Annotated in this window: 25 protein-coding genes; 7 read left to right on the forward strand and 18 right to left on the reverse strand. The window is 51.2% G+C overall.

The window, feature by feature from the left end; all coding sequences use genetic code 11:
- Window positions 1-23: 23 nt before the first annotated feature.
- On the reverse strand, window positions 24-476 hold the full coding sequence (locus J6J28_RS07545; RefSeq protein WP_301720852.1) for a methyltransferase family protein: 453 nt from the start codon (window positions 474-476) through the stop codon (window positions 24-26).
- Window positions 477-507: 31 nt separating this feature from the next.
- On the opposite strand from J6J28_RS07545, the gene J6J28_RS07550 reads away from it, so the two are divergent.
- On the forward strand, window positions 508-1,077 hold the full coding sequence (locus J6J28_RS07550) for a gamma-glutamylcyclotransferase (RefSeq protein ID WP_301720853.1): 570 nt from the start codon (window positions 508-510) through the stop codon (window positions 1,075-1,077).
- Between the two features lie 60 nt (window positions 1,078-1,137).
- Here the strand turns inward: J6J28_RS07550 and J6J28_RS07555 are convergent, their stop codons facing one another.
- From J6J28_RS07555 to J6J28_RS07570, 4 genes are read right to left on the reverse strand one after another with little or no spacing between them, the layout of a single operon-like run.
- Complete coding sequence (locus J6J28_RS07555; RefSeq protein WP_301720854.1) at window positions 1,138-1,608, reverse strand: hotdog fold domain-containing protein; 471 nt, start codon at window positions 1,606-1,608, stop codon at window positions 1,138-1,140.
- A 9-nt stretch (window positions 1,609-1,617) separates the two neighbouring features.
- Window positions 1,618-2,544, reverse strand: a complete 927-nt coding sequence (locus J6J28_RS07560) for a phospholipase A (protein ID WP_301720856.1) — start codon at window positions 2,542-2,544, stop codon at window positions 1,618-1,620.
- 39 nt (window positions 2,545-2,583) lie between these two features.
- Window positions 2,584-3,615, reverse strand: a complete 1,032-nt coding sequence (locus J6J28_RS07565; RefSeq protein ID WP_301720857.1) for a saccharopine dehydrogenase family protein — start codon at window positions 3,613-3,615, stop codon at window positions 2,584-2,586.
- A gap of 49 nt (window positions 3,616-3,664) precedes the next feature.
- Window positions 3,665-4,123: a YccF domain-containing protein gene (locus tag J6J28_RS07570; protein WP_301720858.1), complete on the reverse strand. Its 459-nt coding sequence runs from the start codon at window positions 4,121-4,123 to the stop codon at window positions 3,665-3,667.
- Window positions 4,124-4,270: 147 nt separating this feature from the next.
- Here J6J28_RS07570 and J6J28_RS07575 point away from each other — a divergent pair, with 147 nt between their 5' ends.
- The 3 genes from J6J28_RS07575 (at window position 4,271) to J6J28_RS07585 (ending at window position 6,406) form a co-directional block, all read left to right on the forward strand.
- Window positions 4,271-4,723, forward strand: coding sequence for a BON domain-containing protein (locus J6J28_RS07575; RefSeq protein WP_301720859.1), 453 nt, complete (start codon window positions 4,271-4,273; stop codon window positions 4,721-4,723).
- Between the two features lie 85 nt (window positions 4,724-4,808).
- Window positions 4,809-5,654, forward strand: a complete 846-nt coding sequence (gene yghU / locus J6J28_RS07580) for a glutathione-dependent disulfide-bond oxidoreductase (RefSeq protein WP_301720860.1) — start codon at window positions 4,809-4,811, stop codon at window positions 5,652-5,654.
- 11 nt (window positions 5,655-5,665) lie between these two features.
- On the forward strand, window positions 5,666-6,406 hold the full coding sequence (locus J6J28_RS07585; protein WP_301720862.1) for an SAM-dependent methyltransferase: 741 nt from the start codon (window positions 5,666-5,668) through the stop codon (window positions 6,404-6,406).
- A 3-nt stretch (window positions 6,407-6,409) separates the two neighbouring features.
- On the opposite strand, the gene J6J28_RS07590 is transcribed toward J6J28_RS07585, so the two are convergent.
- From J6J28_RS07590 to J6J28_RS07600, 3 genes are all read right to left on the reverse strand, one after another.
- Window positions 6,410-6,847 carry a hypothetical protein gene (locus J6J28_RS07590; RefSeq protein WP_301720863.1) on the reverse strand — a complete coding sequence of 146 codons (438 nt, stop codon included), beginning with the start codon at window positions 6,845-6,847 and terminating at the stop codon, window positions 6,410-6,412.
- A 7-nt stretch (window positions 6,848-6,854) separates the two neighbouring features.
- Window positions 6,855-7,394 (reverse strand): carboxymuconolactone decarboxylase family protein, encoded by a 540-nt coding sequence (locus tag J6J28_RS07595; protein WP_301720865.1) that lies wholly within the window; start codon window positions 7,392-7,394, stop codon window positions 6,855-6,857.
- Window positions 7,395-7,510: 116 nt separating this feature from the next.
- Window positions 7,511-8,428: an AraC family transcriptional regulator gene (locus tag J6J28_RS07600; protein WP_301720866.1), complete on the reverse strand. Its 918-nt coding sequence runs from the start codon at window positions 8,426-8,428 to the stop codon at window positions 7,511-7,513.
- 107 nt (window positions 8,429-8,535) lie between these two features.
- On the opposite strand from J6J28_RS07600, the gene J6J28_RS07605 reads away from it, so the two are divergent.
- From J6J28_RS07605 to J6J28_RS07615, 3 genes are read left to right on the forward strand one after another with little or no spacing between them, the layout of a single operon-like run.
- Window positions 8,536-10,851, forward strand: coding sequence for a TonB-dependent receptor (locus J6J28_RS07605; protein WP_301720867.1), 2,316 nt, complete (start codon window positions 8,536-8,538; stop codon window positions 10,849-10,851).
- A gap of 16 nt (window positions 10,852-10,867) precedes the next feature.
- Window positions 10,868-13,009 (forward strand): FAD-dependent oxidoreductase, encoded by a 2,142-nt coding sequence (locus tag J6J28_RS07610; RefSeq protein ID WP_301720868.1) that lies wholly within the window; start codon window positions 10,868-10,870, stop codon window positions 13,007-13,009.
- Window positions 13,010-13,014: 5 nt separating this feature from the next.
- Window positions 13,015-13,644 carry a uracil-DNA glycosylase family protein gene (locus J6J28_RS07615; protein WP_301720869.1) on the forward strand — a complete coding sequence of 210 codons (630 nt, stop codon included), beginning with the start codon at window positions 13,015-13,017 and terminating at the stop codon, window positions 13,642-13,644.
- On the opposite strand, the gene J6J28_RS07620 is transcribed toward J6J28_RS07615, so the two are convergent.
- From J6J28_RS07620 to J6J28_RS07665, 10 genes are all read right to left on the reverse strand, one after another.
- Window positions 13,609-15,441 (reverse strand): Lnb N-terminal periplasmic domain-containing protein, encoded by a 1,833-nt coding sequence (locus J6J28_RS07620; protein WP_301720870.1) that lies wholly within the window; start codon window positions 15,439-15,441, stop codon window positions 13,609-13,611. The two genes, J6J28_RS07615 and J6J28_RS07620, sit on opposite strands and share 36 nt — an antisense overlap.
- 75 nt (window positions 15,442-15,516) lie before the next feature.
- Complete coding sequence (locus tag J6J28_RS07625) at window positions 15,517-16,017, reverse strand: DUF3015 family protein (protein WP_301720872.1); 501 nt, start codon at window positions 16,015-16,017, stop codon at window positions 15,517-15,519.
- A 35-nt stretch (window positions 16,018-16,052) separates the two neighbouring features.
- Entirely contained in the window at window positions 16,053-16,304 is a 252-nt protein-coding gene (locus tag J6J28_RS07630; protein ID WP_301720873.1) for a hypothetical protein, read from the reverse strand.
- Between the two features lie 70 nt (window positions 16,305-16,374).
- On the reverse strand, window positions 16,375-16,620 hold the full coding sequence (locus J6J28_RS07635; protein WP_301720874.1) for a GlsB/YeaQ/YmgE family stress response membrane protein: 246 nt from the start codon (window positions 16,618-16,620) through the stop codon (window positions 16,375-16,377).
- A 108-nt stretch (window positions 16,621-16,728) separates the two neighbouring features.
- Window positions 16,729-17,712 (reverse strand): hypothetical protein, encoded by a 984-nt coding sequence (locus tag J6J28_RS07640; protein ID WP_301720875.1) that lies wholly within the window; start codon window positions 17,710-17,712, stop codon window positions 16,729-16,731.
- 126 nt (window positions 17,713-17,838) lie between these two features.
- A complete protein-coding gene (locus J6J28_RS07645; protein WP_301720876.1) occupies window positions 17,839-18,483 on the reverse strand; it encodes a cation diffusion facilitator family transporter in 645 nt (214 codons plus the stop codon).
- A gap of 111 nt (window positions 18,484-18,594) precedes the next feature.
- On the reverse strand, window positions 18,595-18,960 hold the full coding sequence (locus tag J6J28_RS07650; RefSeq protein WP_301720878.1) for a cupin domain-containing protein: 366 nt from the start codon (window positions 18,958-18,960) through the stop codon (window positions 18,595-18,597).
- Between the two features lie 41 nt (window positions 18,961-19,001).
- Window positions 19,002-19,988, reverse strand: a complete 987-nt coding sequence (locus J6J28_RS07655) for a sensor domain-containing diguanylate cyclase (protein ID WP_301720879.1) — start codon at window positions 19,986-19,988, stop codon at window positions 19,002-19,004.
- A gap of 50 nt (window positions 19,989-20,038) precedes the next feature.
- Complete coding sequence (locus J6J28_RS07660) at window positions 20,039-21,067, reverse strand: DUF2157 domain-containing protein (RefSeq protein ID WP_301720880.1); 1,029 nt, start codon at window positions 21,065-21,067, stop codon at window positions 20,039-20,041.
- 67 nt (window positions 21,068-21,134) lie between these two features.
- Entirely contained in the window at window positions 21,135-21,965 is an 831-nt protein-coding gene (locus J6J28_RS07665; RefSeq protein WP_301720881.1) for an alpha/beta fold hydrolase, read from the reverse strand.
- Between the last annotated feature and the right edge of the window lie 243 nt (window positions 21,966-22,208).

Below are 22,208 nucleotides of genomic sequence, written 5' to 3' on the forward strand. Positions count from 1 at the left end.
GCAGATCGAGTGATTTTTGCGTATTAAAACCAGCGACGTACCTGTTTTAAATACTTTTTGTACGGTGTACCAAATTTGGCGCTCAGGATGCGTTCTTCGGGCACAATCTGAAAACGATTCATGTACAGCACATAGACGATCAGCCAGGGGACGACGGCCAGGTTGCCCCACTTTGTCGCAAAGCCCGCCAGTACCAATAAAAAGCCAAGGTACATCGGGTTACGCGTCCACCGATAAATGCCACCGGTGACCAACTGTGAACTCGCCTGCGGTGCACGCGGATCAACTGTGGTGTGCGCCCGACGGAACTGCCAGACACCAAGTACCGCAACCGCAAGCCCTATTACAGATAATGCGGTAGCGAATTGCGGGTAAGAAACCAGTGGCCATTGCACCAGCTTATCGGTCAGATACATCGCCAATGTGATAAGCAAAACAACGACGACGGGCGGAATCTTTAGTTCAAGTCGATTCATGTTTTTATCCGTTTTTTGATACACTACGGTTATGTCACACAACACCATTGCCATTAATCAACAACAACAGCCGCTGGACCACCTTGAGTCGGTCTGGCTGTTCGGCTATGGCTCCCTCATCTATAAAGCAGACTTTCCTTACCTGCAACGTCGTCCGGCACGAATTCATGGTTGGCAGCGACGGTTCTGGCAGGGCTCTCACGACCACCGCGGCACTCCTGAAGCGCCGGGCCGGGTCGCTACTTTGATTGCGGCGCCCGAACACAGCTGTGATGGTATGGCTTATGAAGTCACACCTGATGTTTTTGCTCATCTCGACCATCGCGAGAAAAATGGCTACCTGCGCATCTTTACCACCTTTGACTGGCTCGATGGCAGTGGTCAGGTCGAGGGGCTGGTGTATATTGCAGGCCCTGATAACGATGCCTTCCTTGGTGAAGCATCACCGCTGGCTATTGCCGAGCAGATTGCGGCTTCGCATGGGCCTAGTGGCCCAAACAGTGAGTATCTAATGCGCCTTGCAGAAGCCCTACGCGAGCTTGGTGAACAAGACGAACATGTATTCGCCATCGAAACCGAACTGAAAAGAATGCTCGCTTAAGCCTTTTTCACAAACTACGGCGACTGGCACTTCGGACAAGCAGGTAACTGACTCATACAACTAGTTCCTATCGGGTTTCGCGGAAATATAAATCGTAATAGTGCCTTCAATCACGACAGTGCCATCGTTACGAAAGCCTTGCACCTGAACATCCAAATCGCCGGGTTGCCAGGCATCTGCTGGCGTCTGTGCGGTAATACGGATATCACTGTTGGCTTTTGCCGTGTAGTTCACTGTCATGCCTTTTGGAATCCAGCGTAAGTGCTTCGGAATAGTGGCTTCCGCGAGCGCCCCCATCGCCATCTCCAGACCATTGCAGAGTGCTATGGCATGGACTGTACCTATATGATTCTGAACAGCTTTACGCTTGGCAAAGGTTAATTCACAAAAATTAGGCTGCAGTTGCTGAATGCGCGGCTTGATGGTTTTGAAGTAGGGTGCCTTGCGGGCAAAAACGGCGGAAAAAAGCTGTCGGCCAAAAGGCAGCCGCAGACATTTCGAGTAAAGCTTAAGCAGGTAGTTATCAGCCATGTTGCGCACTTAAATATTGAGTAGCAAGAAACCAAAACCGATGCGGTTCTGGCGATGATTGTAATCAATTAAGGTTTCGCCATAGCCCGAAAAAAACTGAATATAAAATCTTAAGCCATCAGGTTTCTGCGAGTTGATCGGGTGAGTAAAATCAAACTGCCAGGAGCCACGATCCCAGGATAATTCGCGGGTGATTCTGGTCAGGCTATAGGTACTGAGATCGTTGCGCCACGAGATCTGGTTTTCAAAATTCCCCCGGAAACGCACCAGATCAGGATTATCGTCCTCATCGCCCACTTCGTTCACGCGCTGTTTCCAGGTGGTCTCCCAGTAAACGTCGCCCCACTCAACCGCGCCACCGAAGTGGAAATAGTTCCAGCTGCGTGAATCTGGCTTGGTCTGGCCATTGGATTCGTGGGCAAAGCCGACCTTGGCAAAGCGCACACGAGCATCACCGGGGATAAAATCGAACTCCTCGGCCCACGGCAAAACGTAAAACACATCAGGATTGTAGTTGGTGCTGCGAAAAGGCGAGGAATCATCAGAATTCCACGCCTGCCATAAAGACACCTGGGTGTAGGACACCCAGAGATCGCCGTTGGGCAGCAGTAAGTCTTCAAACAGCTTAGTGCGCAACGAGATTTGAAGTTTCACCTCGTTCGGTTTGTAGCTTTCCAGTGGCGCCGATGGTCCGCGCGACGGGGATTGCGGCTGGGTATTAATATCGGAACTATGGTGGACCGGCAGCACGAAATTGGGATGATAGGTGCGCAGTTGGAAAACACCACGTTTCTGCTCTTCATCTAACTCCCAGAAGCGACCAATGAGATCTTCTTCCAAAAACTCTCTTGAGCTTAAGCCGTCGCTATCCGCCTGTGCTGGGGTGAAGAAAAAACTCCCCGCCAACACGGTTGCAACTGTCCGGGCACGCCACATATTCAATTCCTAACTATTCGGCGCCCATGGGCGCTCGCTTTAACTTACTCGATAACGCTCGATCAAATCAGCGCCACATAATTTCGCTGGCGTATAATAACCGCCCTCGGGCTTTTCCGCTAATACATGCTGAGCGATATCTACTGCGCCCTGGCTGGTCAACTTATAACCGTTCATAACCTTCTCACGTAGCGTCACGACATCGCCTTGCGCATTTTTTGCTTCACCCCAGACATAGGTGAAAGCTTCTTCCAGTTGTTTCTCGTCAGGTCCTGCAGGCTGTTCCTCGATCTTTTTCTCGAGCCATTTTTTCACCCACTCAAAGCGCAGTAGCCAGCGAAACTTGTTCAATCGCTGCAACTTTTTCACCAGGTTCGGGGAGGCAGGGATAAAGACTTCGATCGACGGAATGCCGGTGGTGTAATACGCCGTCGAAACGTCGCCCCAGGGAATGGTCATGGCAAACTTCTCACCATTGCCGAAATCAATTTCGCGGGTTTTGTAGGCCAAGGGCACGGTTTCAATCTTACCTTCACGGCGCACCGCACCGCCTTCACCTAAACGTCGTACGCTGGTCTTTGCTGTGCCGCGACTCATCCGCGACGCGGAATCAAATCCGAGAGTGAGATGGTTTGCATCAGGTAGTTGCTGCTTAAGTTGCGCAGCGATACAGTCCGTCGGGATCACATCAAAACCAACCCCTGGGCAGATAACAATACCGGCCCGTTTAGCTTCTTCATCTTTGCTGTGCGCATATTCGAAAACTGCGAGCTCACCGGTAATATCAAGGTAGTGCGTTCGCGTTGCAATACAGCTATCGATCATGGGTTCTGCGGTGACTTCGAAGGGGCCGGCACAGTGCACAACCAGATCCATTTCACCCAATGCTTGCCGCAAGGCCACGGTATCGTCGAGATTCACAACTTCGTAGGGAAGCTCCAAACGTTCCGCTACGGCTATTAGCTTTTTCTCATTACGTCCAGCAAGAACCGGCTTCAGGCCCTGGCTTTTCGCATAGTTGGCGACCAACTCTCCGGTATAGCCATAAGCTCCATATATCATCCACGTCATGCTGAACACTCCATCTGTTGTTGTCTCATTTTAAGCACTACTTGAAGCACTACTTGTTACGTAACTTATCCACGTGGTCATGTGCGTTCTTTTCCCGCGCAGCGCGCGCCACCTCTTTAGGCACGACTGTCTGACCAATGGGCATTAACGCAATCGCGGCAAGTTTCAGGTGCTGAATACCAAAGGGGATGCCGATAATAATAATAAAAAAGGCGATTGCCGAGATCAGATGACCCAACGCCAGCCACCAGCCAAAGAAGATGAGCCACAAGATATTACCGAGTGTACCAAAAGCACTGGTGCCAATGTCGTCTTTCTGCTGCAGTTCCCGACGATTTATCGCTTCGTAACCAAATGGCAGAAATGCAAAGCGGCCAATAACAAAGCAGGACTTCGCCCATGGAATCCCGATGATACTTATAAAGGCGATGATACCCGCCAGCCACCATCCCAGCCCCATCACAAAGCCGCCGAAAATAAACCAAATAATATTCCCTAAAAGCGCCATAGCGTCCCCTATTTTGTTCAGTCTAACCGCTTAATACTTTGGCACAGATCCGTTATTACGCAAAACTCCTGTAAACAGTCTCGCAAATTTACAATTTAAAGCTAAGCTTAATGGCGGAAGATAATTGTAAAAACAGGGGGTTAATCTATGAATACTACGAATCGTTTGGCGATCATCGCGTTGCTTTCGTCCTTATCACTTGCTGCATGCAGTCAAGCCGAGCAGGAGCAGGCAGAAGATCAGAGTCAGGAAGCCATGCAACAAGCTGATGAAGCTGCGAATGACGCCGGTAATGCAATGGAAGAAGCTGCTGAAGAAACCAAAGAAGCCGCTAATGAAGCTATGGCCTATGCCGAAGATAAGTCAGCTGAAGCTAGTGACTTCTTAAGCGATGCAGCCATCACCGCGCGCGTCAAAGCCGCTTTTGTTGAAGCCGGTCAGGTGGATGCCATGGCCATTAACGTCGAGACGATCGATGGTCAGGTGGTGTTAAGCGGCGTGGTGCCAACAGCAGACATGGCGGATCTTGCCGAACAGCTCGCTGAAGGTATTGAAGGTGTCAGTTCGGTTGAAAACGATATTGAAGTCCAAAGTTACTAGTTACTCGTAATGAAGCTAGGATACAAAGGTGGCCATGTGCCACCTTTGTGGTTTTTTACACTCATCACTGTGCGGAGAATCTGTTATGTCGTCAGACTATACCCCACCAAAAGTTTGGCAGTGGGACCAGGAAAGCGGCGGTAAATTTGCCAAGATTAATCGCCCAGTCGCCGGCGCCACCCATAAACAAGAGCTGCCCAAGGGCGAGCATCCCTTGCAGTTGTATTCCCTTGCCACACCAAACGGTGTCAAAGTGACCATCATGCTGGAAGAGCTATTGGCAGCAGGCCATAAAGGGGCTGAATACGATGCGTTTCTTATCGATATCAGTGAGGGTGACCAGTTCGGCAGTGGCTTTGTAGATATTAATCCTAACTCCAAAATTCCAGCCTTAGTGGATCACAGCACGACCCCGCCGACCCGAGTTTTCGAATCGGGTTCGATTTTGCTCTACCTTGCGGAAAAGTTTAACGCGTTCTTGCCAAGCAACCATGGGGCGCGAACGGAGACCTTGAACTGGCTATTCTGGCAAATGGGAGCAGGTCCATTTCTCGGCGGTGGCTTTGGCCATTTCTACGCTTATGCCCCGGAAAAATATGAATACCCAATCAACCGTTACACTATGGAAGTGAAGCGCCAGTTTGACGTACTTAACCGCCAGCTCGCTGAGCACAGCTTTATTGCCGGTGACGAATATACCATTGCCGATATGGCGATTTGGCCTTGGTACAGCGCGGTGGTAAATAACGAAGCCTATGATGCTGCCGAGTTTCTGCAAGTTCAAGAATATGAGCATGTTGTTCGCTGGGTTGAACAGGTAGGCCAACGAGCCGCAGTGCGGCGCGGGCGCGTGGTCAATCGGGCCTGGGGCGACGAAGACGAGCAGGTCAGAGAGCGACATAGCGCCGATGACTTTGAAGGAAAACTATAAGAGAGTAGTGTATGAGCACCGGCTGGGACGAACGTTACAGTACTGAGGAGTATGTTTATGGCACTGCGCCTAACGACTTCTTACTCGAGCATGCTGCCGATCTGCTGGCGACTTATGAGCAGCCGCACGTGCTGTGCCTCGCTGATGGTGAGGGCCGCAACTCAGTCTATCTGGCCGAGCTCGGAGCTGAGGTTTGCGCGATGGACATCTCGCAAGTTGGCCTGGATAAGGCACAAAAGCTAGCGGCCACTCGTGGTGTTAGCGTTCAGACCGAGCAGGTCGATCTGACAGAAGCTCAATTGCCCAAAGCTCATTACGAGGGCATCGTAGCCATTTTCTGTCATTTACCCAGCGCAGGTCGTGCACATCTGTATGAAGAAATCGATGCCAGCTTGAAACCTGGCGGTTTCTTTTTACTCGAGGCTTATACCGTGGCACAGCTCAATTACGCGACCGGCGGTCCCAGCGACGAGGGACTTATGGTGAGCTTAGAGGAGCTAAAACGGGCCTTTAAGGGATATGAGGTACAGGTTAGCCAGGAGGTTGAGCGCAACATCCAGGAAGGTGAGCGGCACAACGGCGTCGGTGCCGTTTGCCAGTTTATCGCCCGCAAACCGACAACTCGTTCGCAGCGCTTTCAGTTTACCGCCAATCGCGGCAAAGCCTCGCATAAGCTTCGTTATGTCGAAGGCTCTGCCAATTCCGATGGCGACTGCACTCTTTGCAAGGGCCCATTAACAGACGATGATTAAATCCTAATCACTTTTGTTCATCAGGGCAGAAAGCGTACAAGTATCGTACTCGCGCAGGTAGAACAGCGCAAAACACGCCGCCCACATAGGCCAGGCAGCAAAAAACAGCATGTTGTTAAAGGCATCCAGATACTGCGGAAAAGACGATAGCGTCGACACCCCGTGTAAGATGAAAATGAGGCCATAGCTAAAGAATTTCCAGAGCCCCGCAACGAATATCAGACACAACGCCACCTGCAATCCACCCAGGATCGCGGCAAAGGTTGCAGATAAGCCACCAATACCGTAAAAGCCCTCAAAGACCGCAGCGGTGTGAGCGGGATTCACAAACTTATCGAGGGCCCAGATAAACATCACGATAAAAATACCAAGGCGCAAAGCCAGCAGGCTCCACGCGAGTTTTTTCTCTAACTTAGCTGGTGCAGTTGTGGCTTGAGTCATTGGATCCTCACTCGAATTTTTTGAAGGGATCATCCACCGGTGTTTCGGCCAGATGATTGGTGTAATTACTCATGGTCTTGTGAGCAATGCCAAGCACCACTGCAAGTACATGACGGTGTTCATAACCGGCCTCTAGAAACTTACTTACGGTGTCATCATCAACTCCGCCGCGCTGCTTCAGCATGGCTTTGGTAAACTGATGCAAGGCCTGAAGTTTGTCGTCCGCGAGATCATCGCCGGCTTTGATCGACTTGGTAATCTCATCGTCAGCGCCCATATTTTTGGCGATGGCTGTGTGTGCCGGTATGCAATAATGGCAGTCATGGAAGACGTTAATGGTTTGCCATACTGTGGTGATCTCGTTTTTGTTAAAACCGGATTTCTGAAACAGCCCATCAAGGGTTTGGTAAGCTTCAAGCAGTTCCGGCGATTCTGCCATCACGGCAAAAAGGTTCGGCACCATACCCATTTCTTCTTTAGCACTTTTCAGTCGCTCCTGACTTCCTTCAGGCGCAGAATCAATTGAATGAAGTGTAAATTTCGCCATAGCTTACTCCTCGGTTGCTTATAAAAGTTACCTTTAACTATAGCAACCTGAAGAGAAAAGACGATTGCAGCAGCAGAGAACCGGTGTTTTGATGGAGAGATACGTTGTTTTGAATGTCAGCAAGAGCTGCGAAACTCTTGTGCAGATTGATCAGCATATTTTTTAAAGAAACGACCGAAAGCTGTCGCCGACTGATAGCCGATGCGCGATGCGATGACTTCAACCGGAAGACTCGACGTCGAGAGTAAATATTTGGCGCGGTGGAAACGCAACTGATCAAGTAACTTTTTCGGCGTTAGACCGGTTTTGCGCAGACAACGATCCGCAAACGCACTGGTGGACAAGCAGGCCAGATTTGCCATTTGTTCGACTGTCCAATCCTGTTCCGGTGCCTCGATCAGATCATTCAGCACAGTTGTCAACGCGCTGTCATGCAGCGCTGCGAAGACACCAGTCAATTCATCCTGATTAACGAGTAGCTGGCGTAGCAAATGCAACGTTAAGACATCACTGAGGCGCTGTATGACCGTCCGATAACCGGGGTGATGGGCTAAAACCTCACTGCGGATCATTGCCAGTATGCTGCCTAACTGCTGGGTTTGCTCAGCATTTCGAAGTACCAGCCAAGGTGGCAGCAAGGAAAACACTAAAGTAGAGGCTGAGTTAACTTCGTCAAGTTCATAGCAAACTATGCCGTTCTCACTATGCTCAGGAGTGCAATAGTTCTCCAGCTCGGAAAGGCTGATCTGAGCAGGCACCTGTCGCCGACTAAGGAAATGTGACACGCCTCGATTAACGAACACCGCATCCCCCGCCTTAAGCCGCTGGGTCATTTGCTGATTATCAGGAAAGCCAAGCCAACACTCACCACTCGTCACAATATGAAAGCCTACTTTTTGCGGCTGATCAGCTAAGAGTGACCAGTCGCCGCATAGTCCGGACTCAAAGTGCAATTCTGTACCCTGAGCTACGGTAATGAGCAGATTTTCAAGTGAATCCGTTGTTTTGGTTGTCTGCTTCGGCGTTTTTGTCATTTACTAACTACCCTTAAACCAACCATACTAGAGGTATAGTATAGTAAACCAAATCGCAATTAGGCGCGTAAGTGTTTGATCTTATTTATGTGAGGGAGTAACACCTTTTGAAGATTTTGACCCTAGTAGCGCTGATGCCCGTGAGCATCGTTTTAGCACAGGATAAAATTGAACCCGATGAAATCATTCTGGTTCACGGCTCCGAGCAAGAACTGGTATTGCCGAGCGAGGAACCGATAGAAGGTATTTTTGGCGCCTCCGACACCTTGCGCGAGATCCCACGCGCTGCCACTGTGATTACCGAGTCGCTGATGCAATCGGCGAACATCGATGACCTCCATGATATTGCCCGCTTTGCTCCAAACAGCCACGCTGCTGCGGGCTTTGGCAATCCTTCACTACCAAGTTTACGCGGGCAACTCGGTGAATTGTTTGAGGGCGGTATGCGCCGCCAGGCGGGTAACAATGGCCTTGGCGTGCCGCTTACATTGAATGCCATCGAATCCATTGCCGTCGTCAAAGGCGCACCACCTGTGATGCTGGGCACGACCCAACGCGTCGGTGGTTTTGTGCACCTGCAGCCGAAGCGCGCAAAACTTGATGCCTCGGGGACCCTGGTACGTGGACGTATCGGTGAGTGGCAACAGTACCGCTTGCAGGTCGACCACAATCAGGTGCTGGATGAGGATACCGCAGCATTGCGTGTCAGTGCCGAAGTCATCGACGAAGACAGTTTTTATGATTATACCCAGCACCGCAGCAACGATCTGTTTGTTGCTTACGAGTGGCAACCCAATAAGGCAACACGCTGGTCACTTGGCGTTGAATACTATGATGTGTCGTGGACAGATAACGCTGGTATCAACCGGCCTACCCAGGCGCTGATTGACGATAACCTCTACATCACCGGGCAAGGGCAGCAACCCAACGGTTCGTTTGTGCCCGGAGCTTTTGCAGTCATCAGCCCAACCGGCCAGGTTGAAATAGACCGCGGCCGGGTGCTGACCGACCCATTAGATACCAACACCGCCGAGACCTTATTGTTGCATTCAAGTCTTGAATATCAGCTCAACAATGAGTGGTTGATGGTCAATCGCAGTTATTACCAACACCTTGACCGCGAAGGTATCAATCAGAACAGTTTCGTCGAAATCATTGACGGTGCGCAGACCTTTGAGCACCGTTTGGAACTGCATTACACCGACCAGTCGGTGGTCGGGGTCAATGTGCGCTACAACGATGTGCTCGGCTACAGCCAGTTCACCACCGAAGCTGATCTACCCATCGATTTAACTGGCAGCCTTGAGCAGCGCCGTATTCCGCTGACTGCAGCGCAACGGGCAAGGCTGGTTGAACTGCGCCCAGGGGTGTGGGTTTCCCCGGGTACTCAATACGACCGCAACAATGATGGTTCCGGTGACTTTAATCTTTCTGATACCACGGACTCGACCAGCTATCAGTGGGGCATCTTTGCCCAGCATAAATGGCAAGTTACCGAGCGTTTGCTGGCAACCTTCGGCGCCCGTGCTGACTACTACGATGTGGAGGCGCGTGACCCGATTCCACCAGTTGGAGTGACTCCAGGTCGTGACACTCATAACGAATGGCTAAGCGCCGCCAGTTTTGCCCTGCAGTATGACATCAACAATGAACTGATGCTGTACGCCACTGCTTATGCCAGTGACTCAACGTCAAATTCCATGGCTGGCGGCACTGTACTCAATGCCAATCAGGAAATTGACCCGCAAAATTTTGCCACCGAAAATCGGTTATATGAGCTTGGCGTGAAATATGCACCAGCTGGTTCCCGTTGGTTTGCTGATGCGGTGCTATTTGATCAACAACGCAGCCTGCGCAACCGCGATGGTTCCAACAGTGGCATTCGCACTGAAGGGTTCGAAGCGCAATGGCATTATGACCATGGCAATGGCTTCTGGGCGACTGTCGCGGCCAGCTACATTGACGCTTATTACGATAATTCCGCAGCCTTCCAGGGAACCCGCCAGGTGGCAGATGCTTTTGATGACTCGCGCCCGGATATCATCGAGGGTACCGGTGTTGGCGCACCTAACTTTGCTGCTTTTCCACCGTCTTACCAGCAGTTGCAAGGCGTTCCCGAGGTACAGGCTTCGGGCGTGGTTGGCTGGCGCATTGACGAGCAGTGGACCCTCGGCGGTGACCTTAGCTACACCAAAGCCTATCCACTGGATTATCTGCAGACGGTCTTTATTCGTGATCAACATCAGTTGAACCTCTATACCGAGTACCGTTTCAATGATCGCCTGCGGGCACGTCTGGATGTAATAAATGTCACCGATCAGGATAATTGGTCACCGGTATTCGAAGGCGGCTATTTCGGTGCAACATTGGCGTTTCCTTCGCTGCCTCGCCACGCGCAACTGAGCTTCAGTTACAACTTCTAAACTATGTGGAGTCTCCATGTCGTATAAAAAACTACTGTTCATCACCTTAATCATTGTGCTGGTGGGCAGTGTTTTTGCGTTTGACCTGACCCAATACCTGACGCTCGAGCAGCTAAAACAGCAGCAACAAGCGCTGAATCAGCTGTTTGCCGAACGGCCTTTGTTCTTGTTTGGTCTATATTTCCTTATCTACGTGATCAGTGCCGCGCTGTCGATTCCAGGTGCGACCGTGCTGACCATCGGCGCTGGCGCGATTTTTGGATTGGGTTGGGGCTTATTGTTAGCTTCCTTTGCCAGCTCTGTTGGCGCATTGCTAGCTTTTCTTAGTGCCCGATGGCTATTGCATGACTGGGTGCAGAAGAAATTTGGTAACCGGCTCAAAGCCATCAATGCTGGTATTGAGCGTGATGGCGCGTTTTACCTACTGAGCTTACGTTTAGTGCCACTGTTCCCGTTTTTCGTTATCAACCTGGTCATGGGACTGACAAAAATTAAGGCCTGGACCTACTACTGGGTCAGTCAGGTCGGCATGCTGCTGGCCACCGCGGTCTACGTCAATGCCGGCACACAACTGGCCGAGATCACCAGTTTGGGCGATGTGCTGTCGTTTGATTTACTTAGTGCGTTGGTGTTACTCGGCTTGGTGCCTATTCTGGCGAAATTCATTCTCAGTTTTCTCAAGCGCCGCCGAGCTTACGGTAGTTACACCAAACCCAAGTCGTTCGATAACAATCTTGTGGTCATTGGTGCGGGCTCCGCTGGGTTGGTGAGTGCTTACATTGCGGCCGCTGTAAAGGCAAAAGTCACCTTAATCGAAAAGCATAAAATGGGGGGTGACTGTCTGAATACCGGCTGTGTGCCGTCTAAAGCGTTGCTGCATGTCGCCAAGAGCATTCGTCAGACCCGCGACGCCGAGCGTCTGGGCGTGAAAAGCACCATTGAGACTATAGATTTCGCCAAGATCATGGACAGCGTTCAGGACGTCATCGCCCGGATAGCCCCGCATGATTCAGTCGAGCGCTATACGGAACTTGGTGTCGACGTCGAGTGCGGTGATGCCACTATTGTCTCTCCCTGGGAGGTGCAGGTGCAAAATGGTGAAGAGCAAAAGACCATCACCACTCGCAGCATCGTCATCGCCACAGGGGCGCGCCCGATGGTTCCGGATTTTCCCGGACTCAGCGAGGTCGACTATCTGACCTCAGACAACCTCTGGCAGCTGCGTGAGCTGCCGCGGCGCTTATTGGTGCTTGGCGGTGGCCCGATCGGCTGTGAGCTGGCACAGGCGTTTCAGCTGCTTGGCAGCCAGGTCACCGTTGTGGAAATGGGCCCGCGCTTGCTGAGCAATGACGATACTGATGCAGCTGCGCTGGTACAAAAGCAGTTACGTGACGATGGTCTGGAACTTCGCCTGAACCACAAAGCTATCGAATTTACCGAGCGTGATGGCGAGCGGGTGTTGCTGGCCGAGCACGAGGACGAAACCGTCGCGCTGCCGTTTGACCGCGTGCTGATTGCCCTTGGCCGGCAAGCCAACCTGGAAGGTTTTGGTCTGCAAGAGCTGGGGATTGAAGCGGGTAAAACGCTAAAACTGAACGAGTTGCTGCAAACCAACTTCCCGAATATCTACGCCTGTGGCGATGTTGCAGGGCCGTATCAGTTCACTCATGTAGCTTCCCATCAGGCCTGGTACGCAGCAGTAAACGCCCTGTTTGATCCCTATAAAAACTTTCGTGTCGATTACAGTGTGATCCCTTGGGTCACCTATACCACCCCTGAAGTTGCCAACGTCGGCTTAACCGAGCAAACAGCGGCAGAGCGAGGTGTCGACTACGAAGTCACTGAGTACGACATCAGTGATCTGGACCGTGCTATTGCTGATCAGCAAGCTTATGGTCGTATTAAAGTTCTGACCGTACCTGGTAAGGATAAGATTCTTGGGGTCAACATTGTCAGTGCACAAGCCGGTGAGCTGCTGGCTGAATATGTGCTGGCAATGAAGCAGGGCATTGGTCTGAATAAAATTCTGGGCACGATTCATAGCTATCCGACCATGGCTGAGGCCAACAAATATGTTGCGGGCAACTGGAAGCGTGCGAACGCGCCAGAGAAGCTGCTTGGCTGGGTGCAGAAGTTTCATCGCTGGCGCCGCGGGTAAACTTTATGGCGCTCGATCTGTTACTTAAACAAATCCGGTCTTGCCACGAGTGCGAGCCGGATTTGCCCTGTGGCGCCCGACCAGTCGTGCAGGCATCTACCACAGCGCCGATCCTGATTGCCGGACAAGCACCTGGCCGGCGCGTGCATGCGTCTGGCTTACCCTTCGATGATCCCAGCGGTGACCGCTTGCGCAGCTGGTTAGGGGTGGATCGTGAGACCTTCTATGATGCGCAGTATTTTGCCATCGCGCCAATGGGGTTTTGCTATCCGGGCACCGGCAAAAGCGGTGATTTACCACCGCGTAAAGAGTGCGCTCCGTTGTGGCGGCAACCTTTACTGAACGAGCTACCGAATCTAAGGCTGACGTTGGCCATTGGCAAGTACGCCATCGACTGGCACCTTGCTCAGCTCGAGAGCGTGCCGCGTTACAAGAACCTCACAGAAACCGTTGCCAACTGGGAGGAATACTGGCCCGCAGTCTTACCTATGCCGCATCCAAGCCCCAGAAATAACATCTGGCTAAAACGTCATCCCTGGTTTGAGCAGGAGGTTGTCCCGCAGCTACAGAGGCGCGTAAGAGCCTTGCTTAAGCTTAAATCACCAGTACCAGGACCACTTGAGCGCGACAATTGACGCCTGTTGGTGGGCGAGACTCACGCGAATATCCTGATCGTCAGCAACATGAAAAGCAATCTCACAGCCTATGAACCAGGGCTTTTCAAGACGCTCGCTGAGGTCGTACTCGTAACGTGTCTGGCACTGACTGCGGCTGCCGCGCCAGTCGGCGAGCCAGGTCAATTGCGGACTTACTACCATGGCGCCAAGCTCTGCTGACGGGTCACGTAGCTCCGCCCGTATGGCGACATCAAACCATTGCCGCGGATTTAATTGATAGGCCTGACCGTAGCTACCACGTAATTGCGGACTGAGGACGTCAGTGGATTGCCGCAGATGATCCCGTTGCCAGCCGACATCGAGCCCCCAGGAAGCGCCCCCATCGCCGGGCATACCCGAGGCACTGTAGTTCAAGGTGTGTAAGCGCAATAACCAGAGCTGTTCCAGCTGCAGCTCCTGCTCCAGCACATGAATACCCAGCTCGCCCATGGTCAATGTCGCATTTGCTAAGCGCCCTTGCTGGGGTTGCAAGACATCATAGTAGGCAGGACGAAAAGCCACCGCGAGCGCGTTCTCATGGCGCTGCCCGGTGCTGCTGTGATGCCAGCCGAGCCGCAACATGCTGGGATCCTGACCCGATTCAGGCGCCGAGCTTTCGTGTTCAAGCCAGTCGGGATTCGAGCCCATGGGCAGCAGCATGCGGCTGCGCAATAATGTAGTTCTTTCCTGCTCAAGCTGATGTTTTAACGCATCGTTGTCATGCTCCTGGCTGAGACGATAGGCGTAAAAATCCGCCAGTACCGCAATGACGCGCCGTTGCTGTTCTGCAGATGCCGAGGTTAGCGTCGCAGGTTGTGGACGAGCAAGCCAGGCGCGCGCAAGTATGATTTCACTGGCACTGAGTTGCTGCCATTTTTGCTGAAAGCGATGTAACCGTGACGGATGTAAACTACGGCTTTTGACCGCAGGCTGGCCGTTGATGGTAGCTTGCGTAAGGCGTTGGATAATATCTGCAGGCAACACAAAGGGGTCGCCTCGCTCAACCAGTTCCCCGTCCGTCACTAGCTCAAGGGCACGTGCCATATGGTAGGCACAATTGCGGCTGGTAAAAAAATAGGTGTAATCGGTTTCCAGCAACTCCCACAAGTGCCAAATCAACAGCCGACTTTGCGCAGCATCTGTCGCCAGCTCATAACTCCACAAATCACGTAACTCGGCCTCGGCATAATTTATGTCGTAGCGATAGAAGTGACTGGTGGAATAGGCCGCTGTGTACCCGCCGAAAATTCCTTTGGTAATGTAAACCACGGGATTTTCATCGTCAGGCACGCGCGCGCCAAAATTAAAACTGGTTGCCAATAATTTCTGCGCGTCATCGGCATTGCGATCGCCGACGCGTATCAGCATGTGCCCGTAAAAGCTCGCCGGATTATCTAAAAAGCCATCGGCAAAAATGACGCTGACCTGATCCGCCGCTTGTCCTGCTAACCACTCTTGTAATGCAGTACATTGTTGCGGGTCAAAATTGCTCAGTTGCTGCTGTTGCGCTAGCCAGGCGGCTCTGGCGGGATAGCGGCACATAAGTTCTGGTTGAGCGGTAAATGCATTAAGGGTAGCCCGCAGTTCAGCGGCAGGGTTGCCGGCTCCGTTTTCGGCGAGGAAAAACGCGGGGGTTTCGATTTCGCTTTGCTCGCTACCAGCAGGCATGTGCAACAATGCACGCCAATCTTTATGGCCGGCAAGAGCGTCTAGGTTGGCGCCGTGCGCACTAAAACTGGCCCAGCCGACAAAGAGGATTAAACAGCGAAGCACCATCGAATTTTTAACTCATTAAAAATGCCATAAAAAAACCCCGCTATGGAAAGCGGGGCTCACGTTCTACTTCGTTACTTAGCTCGCTGAGCAGTTCGCTACAGCGTCAGCTGCTGTGTAGTACAGAGCTTCTGCTTTTTGCGCCTGATCCTTGTCATTGAAATCTACCGCAGCCATATTTTCGGCATAATCTGCGCGCAGTTTTGCAATAACCGCCGGACGCTGTTCCGCAGCACAACCCATCAGATGCAGCATGGCATTCAGATGCTCACCTTCACCATAGGCCAGTTGCTCTTCGATCTGCGCATAAGATTCAGTGACGAAAATCGCAGTAAACGTGCCTGAGCCTTCACAAGCTTCGGCCGATACTGTCGCAGAGGTTACCGCTGTGGTACCTAAGTCCCAGATAATGTTAGAAATTGCCGCTGCTAAACCGTGATTAGGGAAGATCATGGCGCCGATACCGCACTGCTGCCATGGGTTCAAACCATTGAACGCTTCTGCTTTTGCTGCAGGAGCAGCCACCATATTTGCAGCCAGCAGAGTTCCTGCCGCTGCTAAAACAAATTTACGTGCCATCGCGTTGTTCCTTTTTTTTGTTTTTAACATCTTTGTTATTTAACCATGACCTTACCACCGACCATTTTGTAAGCTGGAGTACCGCGCATCATGGTTTCCCGCGCAAACTCCTGCCCACAATTCGGGCAAATACCAACAGCTTCGGTGTGATCTTCCACAATTCGCTCGACGAAACATTTTACCAGCGCGCCCTTGCCGCCTTTACGATACTTGTAAAGTGGAGTGCGACATTTGCTGCAACTGATCTGGACCGTTCGGAGCGGCTGTTTTTTTCGAGGTTTAGCCATGCCACATCATGTTACTGAGTGGCATGGCGAATGCAATGATCCTATTAAAATTTAAATGTAAACCTTCGCGTCAGGCGCGCTTCAATGCTCTGACAATGATTAACAGAACAATGGCACCTATGGTAGCGACGATAATACTGCCAATCAGGCCGCCGTCACTTGATAAGCCGAGCAAACCAAATAAAAAACCACCCAGCATTGCGCCAATGATACCGATAACAATGTTGCCTAACAGGCCAAAACCACCACCTTTCACCAAGGTTCCGGCTAACCAGCCGGCAATCAAACCTACCAATAAAAACCATAGAAAGCTCATTGAAAACTCCTTCTTTTCATTTTGCCTTAGTAAAGTAAAGCGTGACATAAACCACTCTTAACCATAGCAAAGAACTGAGATTTTGGTAGGAGTTACACCAGTTAAGGGTTAGTCGGGTTGTTGCGCAAAATAATCAGCGACACGTTGGATATCTTCTTCAAGGGTAGCACGCAGCTCGGTCATTTTTTTCCGGTCCTCTTCACTGAGGTCCGCATAGGTGAGTAATAGCTCAATTTGACGTGCGCGGCGCTCATGCATGAGAGTGAGCATATGTTGCACGCGGGCACGTTCTTCTGGTTGCGTTTGCTCGTAAAGCTCACTCATGCGCTCATCGCTGATGCTTTGCTGGGTCAAGATCTGGCGCTGGATATTCGTTGTCATAGCGCCGGTAAAGGTGAGTTGATCGAACTTACCGTTCTTATTTTCAAGGATAAAATCAACAAACGCCATATTACCTGTACGCAGGCCTTCGTTGAATAACTCCTGGTGCCGTTCCGGGCCAAGGCCAGCCGCATCATACCAGAGGTCCAACACCTCTGCGTCGGTTACATTCGACATCATTCGCTGCCAGTTATCGCTGCTATCAACCCGCGCGCCTAATGCCAGAAAACGAGAGAATACCTCAGCGGTGACGTCCCATTCTGCGGCAACGGCCAAAAATAATGGCGAGAAAAACTCAAGACCTGCACGGTTCGCAATCGAGCCGTTGATATCCAGATAACCAGCCTCCACCATTGCCAGCAGAATCCTGGACTGAATCCCTTCCGCCAGCGGATCTTGTGATAAGGCATTGATCAGCGCTCGACCACGTAACTCTTTAAACTTTTCCATCGCCACCGCGATACGTTGCTGGTCTGCTGATAGCGCATGTGAGCCACCCTCGGAACTCTCAGCTGATGATATCTCAGTGTGGGAAGGCTTGGCAGCGGCTGTGACAGCCGTTAGGGGGGATGCGTGATCTGCTAAGCTATCGCTTTCCAGCGCGCGAAATTCAGGTGCCGGAGAGTCTGCCTGCGTGTACTGATACCCCAGAAAGACGAAAAATAGGACTGCTAACCCCAGCAGCGAAATGCCGAGGTAGAGAGATTTCATCTGGGACTCCTTGCTGTTACTTTTATGTAATAATCAACCTTTTTACTGATTTAAACAGCGCCTGTCAAACCCGACACGTTACGCTGCAGCCGGACATCGGGTTAAAAACCGCAGGTGTTGAAAACTTTATCCACAGCACCCAGAGATATCGGTTTTCTCACCGGCTTTTACCGCGCGAGCATCACGGATGATGCGCATTGCTGAGCGCAGAACAACTAATGCAATTACCGTCGCTATCACTAAGTCTGGCCATGCCATACCCAGTTGCGCGACCAACAACGCAGAGCCAATGACACCGATATTCATCAGCATGTCATTACGGGAACAGATCCAACTGGCGCGGATATTAATATCGCCATTTCGAGAACTGTAGAGAAGTGCAAAACACGCGATATTTACCACAAGCGCTAAACCGGCGATCCACAACATCATGCCCGCATCAGGCTGACTGCCAAAGACCAAGCGTTGCGCTACGTCTGCCAATACCAATAACGCTAACAGTGTTTGTAATGTGCCGTTGAAGATTGCGGCATTTGCCTTGTACTTGATGGCTTTACCCACCGCGTAAAGGCTTACACCATAAACCAAAGTATCGGCCAGCATGTCGAGTGAATCGGCAATAAGACCGCTGGATTCCGCCAGCCAGCCAGCGATAAACTCCACGAAAAACATGATTCCGTTAAGCACCAGCACAGTCCACAGGAGTCGTCGTTGTGCCTTATCGATGTCGTCTTGGTCGGTGCTGCATGAGCTGCCACAGCAGGAGGACATTCTACTTCCTTCAGGTAGGTAAACTAAGAGCGGCATACTAACAAATTATGGGGGAACTCTCACCTGTCCTGGAGTCTCTCAGGGGGTTCCAGCTTAAGATCAACCGGGCGATCAGATCCAAACATCGTTTGGAGCGGTTTGGCTGCTTCCTGCCTCACCGGTATTTACCACACCACGCGGTTCTATCAGCAAAACCTTTACTTCAGATTCCGCATAGGGCTTGTGCTCCACGCCTTTGGGGACCACGTACATTTCGCCTGCCGCCAAATCCACATGCCCATCGCGGAAGTCAATTCTGAGATGCCCCTCGAGAACAATAAAGGTTTCGTCGGTGTCTTTGTGCTCATGCCAGACAAACTCGCCCTCCAGCTTAACCACCTTAAACTGGTAGTCGTTCATCTCAGCGATGACTTTTGGCGACCACTGCTCGTCAAAGAGGCCAAGCTTGTCGTTAAAGTTTATTGCCTTATAGGTCATGGGAACTCACTTTTTATGAAACGCGCTATGATGGAAAATTGCTAGTTCTTGCGTGAATGTTTTACGGCATACATGCGTTGATCCGCTACTTCCAGCACCTCATGAGCTTCGGTGCCATCCTCAGGCAAAATTGCGCTACCGATACTGGCTTTCAACTGATAGCTTTCGCCGTTAAAGGTAAAGATGGGTTCAAGTTCTGAGTGAATTCTGGAAATCAAGGTCGTCAACGCTTGCGGAGTCTCCGGCGACGTCAAAATGACACCAAATTCGTCGCCGCCCAAGCGCGCCAGGGTGTCGGTCTCGCGGATCGTTTTCGTTAACCGGTTGGCCAATTCAATGATCAATGCGTCTCCCACCCGGTGGCCGTGAGTATCATTAATTTGTTTTAGGCCGTCCATATCGATCATCAATACGCCGACGAAATCTTTTCTGTTACGTTCTATTCGCGCGACATTGCTTTTCAAGCGGTCCATGAATAGCTTACGGTTCGCCAGGCCCGTCATACTATCGTGGGTCGCCCTGTAGAACAGTCTGTCACCACCATACTCGGCGGAAAAATGCATAGTTGCTGCGACCACATTTGAAAGCATGCCTAACAGAGCGCTGTCGTGCTGCTGAAAGTTGTCCTGTTTGTTCGACATGGCTTTGAGAACACCGACAATTTCATTGTCGTGCTTAATGGGGATGACAATCATAGAGCGTAACCCGATCTTCCTGCAGGCAACACGGTCGACCCGCGGATCCGTCTCTGAGTCAGCACAAATCAAAATTTCGCCGCTGGTGACACATAAGCCAGACAGGCTGCTATCGAGACGCACGCGCAGGCCAAGATAAGGCGCGGCCGTTCCCGAAACGGCCCGATAAACCAGTTCGTCACCGTCAGCGAGTTCAATGACCGCGGCATCCGCGTCCACGAGTGCCAGCGTTTCATCTACGATACACTGCATCACTCCATTCAGATCCATGCCTTGCTTAGCGATTTCGGCCTGGATTTTGATGACTTTCAGCAACTGTTGCTGCGACGGCATCGACACTCCTTGTGCGCGCTCTGAGCAACGCCCTTATTGTTGTTACAACTTCACGATTTCGCTTCCAACATTTCGCGTAATGGCGCAGGAAGTAATAAGCGTGATTTCTTGGTAATCGTTTTTTCGTGCTTTTGCCAAAGAATACCAAGATAAATAATCCCGAGTCCAACGGCAGTTAATGCAATGGGGAACAGCCAGCTATCTTCAAACACATCAAAGGCTAAATAACCAAGATAACAAGCACTACCAATAGCGCCAAATACCACAAAAACCCTACGAACCAATAAGGCACCCACGCCTATCATCAACAGGTTAATACAGAAATAGATGAACTTAGATAACTCACTGTCAGAGTACTGTAATGATAGACCGCCCCAGAACGCGAGTACCCCAAAAATATAAATCCAGAAGGCATAATCGGCTTTTTTATGTGATCGGATATCAACCCAAAAGGCTAATCCGATCATTAACAGTCCGGAGAACAAGGACACAAGCTTTCTCAGCTCCCAGGAGACGTCTCCTCCTGAAATCATAGCTGTAATATCCATTGTCATATACCAAAGCGTCACCGCGATAGGCATGATCAAAAACGGGTATTTGTACTTCCAGGCAATAATGATTCCCACTGCTAAGGTGCCCAACTCCATATATAGCCAATGCCACTTTATATATCTGTGGTAATCCCTATAAACGCTTTCATCCGGCCAGACGCCGAGCCACTGCTGGAAACCATAAATCGCCAATGGCGTTAAGCAAACGACAAACGCTGCGCAAATGCCTGCTGGAATAACCAGATTTTTTGCCGCGAAGGAGTTCGTTACTTTTAAGCCAATAACCGCATAAACAATAGCGATTGCTACGATTCCGGGACCGCCGAATGACTCCCAGCCTAAATTCATAAATACGGTCATCGCGCCAATAGCGATAAGGCCACCCAGGTAATAAAGAACATGCGTGAAAGTAAATCTCGGTACGTCTTGCGACTGAGCAGCTAGAAACTCGTAAAGCCTTTCCGCTTGCTGATTAGAAATAATATTCTTATCCGCTGCTTCGGCTAATTTCTTCTTTGTCACATCCATGATGGTTCTCTGTATTTGGTTAACCTGCTGTCACAGAATGCCCACTGCATTGCCGTTTGGACAGTGCTCATGAATTTGAGCTGAGCCGCTTTGGCTTGCAATTATTCAGGCAATAAAGACTGCTCGTCTTGTTTGATTCGACTGTCTGAAGCAGCTGAAGAACTTTTTCCGTCATGATTCTTCGCTGTTCAGCAGCTGCCACTTTTGCCCATAGATCCAGCGGCTGAAAGCCATACCAGCCAAACTGCGAATGATTTCCGCCTTCCACCCAAACCCAGCGCGTTCTGTCGGGCAGGAGAAAAGCGTTTTGTTCCACTTCTTCCGGCGAAGCGAGTCCATCGCGCGTACCCACGATCTTTGTCACGGGTACCTCAAGCTTACTGAGGTCTACATCGCGAGGGTGAGAGGTGCCGATAAGAATCAGCCCGTCCGGTTCCGGAGCCTGCGCTGCTAACGTCGAAGCCACCACGCCACCCCGTGAGTGACCGCCAACGACCACCGCATGGTCACTGGGTATTAACGCAAGCGCGGACGAAATCCGAGCCCAAAGCTCAGCTGACTCTGCACCACCGAACGCACCGCGATAAGGGAGTTCGACCAACAGCACAGGATAGCCTGCCGCTGCTACGGAACGTGCGAGGGGTGCGTAGGCAATGGGATCTACTAGCGCGCCGGGAAAGAATATCAAGGTTGCCGATTTCGAAGGTCTGGTAGGACTAAACTGCCAGATACCCTGGGTAGCGCTGACGGCGACGACGTCATCGGAAATCGTTGCCGCTTCAGCCTCGGCGTCTGCTCGGTACGCGATAAGCGACCAGCCCACGAAGACCACCGTCACGCTGATGCCGACTGTTATCCAAATACGTCGAATTCGCGGCCAATAGTTGCGGATTCCCAATGATGATTCCTTCGCCGTCAGCTATAAATTAACTTGGTAGGATCCAGCTGTTACCGACTATAGCGATAATCGACAACAACACCTAAGATGTTTGAATTATGTAATACAAGATAAGTTAATATTATCGGCGGGGCAAGAGCAACTTAGATGCTATTGTGAGGAGCTAGCTGCTTGTTTCGAGAGGTTCATTTTAAGAGACAGCCACAAAAAAAGGGCTCCGAAGAGCCCTTTTTCTAAAACCAG

This window comes from Pseudidiomarina terrestris, assembly GCF_030466375.1.
Classification (GTDB): domain Bacteria; phylum Pseudomonadota; class Gammaproteobacteria; order Enterobacterales; family Alteromonadaceae; genus Pseudidiomarina; species Pseudidiomarina terrestris.

Excerpts from the sequence above, each read along its gene's own strand:
- J6J28_RS07545 (WP_301720852.1), bottom strand. The coding sequence starts at position 476 with ATGAATCGACTTGAACTAAAGATTCCGCCCGTCGTCGTTGTTTTGCTT.
- J6J28_RS07550 (WP_301720853.1), top strand. The coding sequence starts at position 508 with ATGTCACACAACACCATTGCCATTAATCAACAACAACAGCCGCTGGAC.
- J6J28_RS07555 (WP_301720854.1), bottom strand. The coding sequence starts at position 1,608 with ATGGCTGATAACTACCTGCTTAAGCTTTACTCGAAATGTCTGCGGCTG.
- J6J28_RS07560 (WP_301720856.1), bottom strand. The coding sequence starts at position 2,544 with ATGTGGCGTGCCCGGACAGTTGCAACCGTGTTGGCGGGGAGTTTTTTC.
- J6J28_RS07565 (WP_301720857.1), bottom strand. The coding sequence starts at position 3,615 with ATGACGTGGATGATATATGGAGCTTATGGCTATACCGGAGAGTTGGTC.
- J6J28_RS07570 (WP_301720858.1), bottom strand. The coding sequence starts at position 4,123 with ATGGCGCTTTTAGGGAATATTATTTGGTTTATTTTCGGCGGCTTTGTG.
- J6J28_RS07575 (WP_301720859.1), top strand. The coding sequence starts at position 4,271 with ATGAATACTACGAATCGTTTGGCGATCATCGCGTTGCTTTCGTCCTTA.
- yghU (WP_301720860.1), top strand. The coding sequence starts at position 4,809 with ATGTCGTCAGACTATACCCCACCAAAAGTTTGGCAGTGGGACCAGGAA.
- J6J28_RS07585 (WP_301720862.1), top strand. The coding sequence starts at position 5,666 with ATGAGCACCGGCTGGGACGAACGTTACAGTACTGAGGAGTATGTTTAT.
- J6J28_RS07590 (WP_301720863.1), bottom strand. The coding sequence starts at position 6,847 with ATGACTCAAGCCACAACTGCACCAGCTAAGTTAGAGAAAAAACTCGCG.
- J6J28_RS07595 (WP_301720865.1), bottom strand. The coding sequence starts at position 7,394 with ATGGCGAAATTTACACTTCATTCAATTGATTCTGCGCCTGAAGGAAGT.
- J6J28_RS07600 (WP_301720866.1), bottom strand. The coding sequence starts at position 8,428 with ATGACAAAAACGCCGAAGCAGACAACCAAAACAACGGATTCACTTGAA.
- J6J28_RS07610 (WP_301720868.1), top strand. The coding sequence starts at position 10,868 with ATGTCGTATAAAAAACTACTGTTCATCACCTTAATCATTGTGCTGGTG.
- J6J28_RS07615 (WP_301720869.1), top strand. The coding sequence starts at position 13,015 with ATGGCGCTCGATCTGTTACTTAAACAAATCCGGTCTTGCCACGAGTGC.
- J6J28_RS07620 (WP_301720870.1), bottom strand. The coding sequence starts at position 15,441 with ATGGTGCTTCGCTGTTTAATCCTCTTTGTCGGCTGGGCCAGTTTTAGT.
- J6J28_RS07625 (WP_301720872.1), bottom strand. The coding sequence starts at position 16,017 with ATGGCACGTAAATTTGTTTTAGCAGCGGCAGGAACTCTGCTGGCTGCA.
- J6J28_RS07630 (WP_301720873.1), bottom strand. The coding sequence starts at position 16,304 with ATGGCTAAACCTCGAAAAAAACAGCCGCTCCGAACGGTCCAGATCAGT.
- J6J28_RS07635 (WP_301720874.1), bottom strand. The coding sequence starts at position 16,620 with ATGAGCTTTCTATGGTTTTTATTGGTAGGTTTGATTGCCGGCTGGTTA.
- J6J28_RS07640 (WP_301720875.1), bottom strand. The coding sequence starts at position 17,712 with ATGAAATCTCTCTACCTCGGCATTTCGCTGCTGGGGTTAGCAGTCCTA.
- J6J28_RS07645 (WP_301720876.1), bottom strand. The coding sequence starts at position 18,483 with ATGTCCTCCTGCTGTGGCAGCTCATGCAGCACCGACCAAGACGACATC.
- J6J28_RS07650 (WP_301720878.1), bottom strand. The coding sequence starts at position 18,960 with ATGACCTATAAGGCAATAAACTTTAACGACAAGCTTGGCCTCTTTGAC.
- J6J28_RS07655 (WP_301720879.1), bottom strand. The coding sequence starts at position 19,988 with ATGCCGTCGCAGCAACAGTTGCTGAAAGTCATCAAAATCCAGGCCGAA.
- J6J28_RS07660 (WP_301720880.1), bottom strand. The coding sequence starts at position 21,067 with ATGGATGTGACAAAGAAGAAATTAGCCGAAGCAGCGGATAAGAATATT.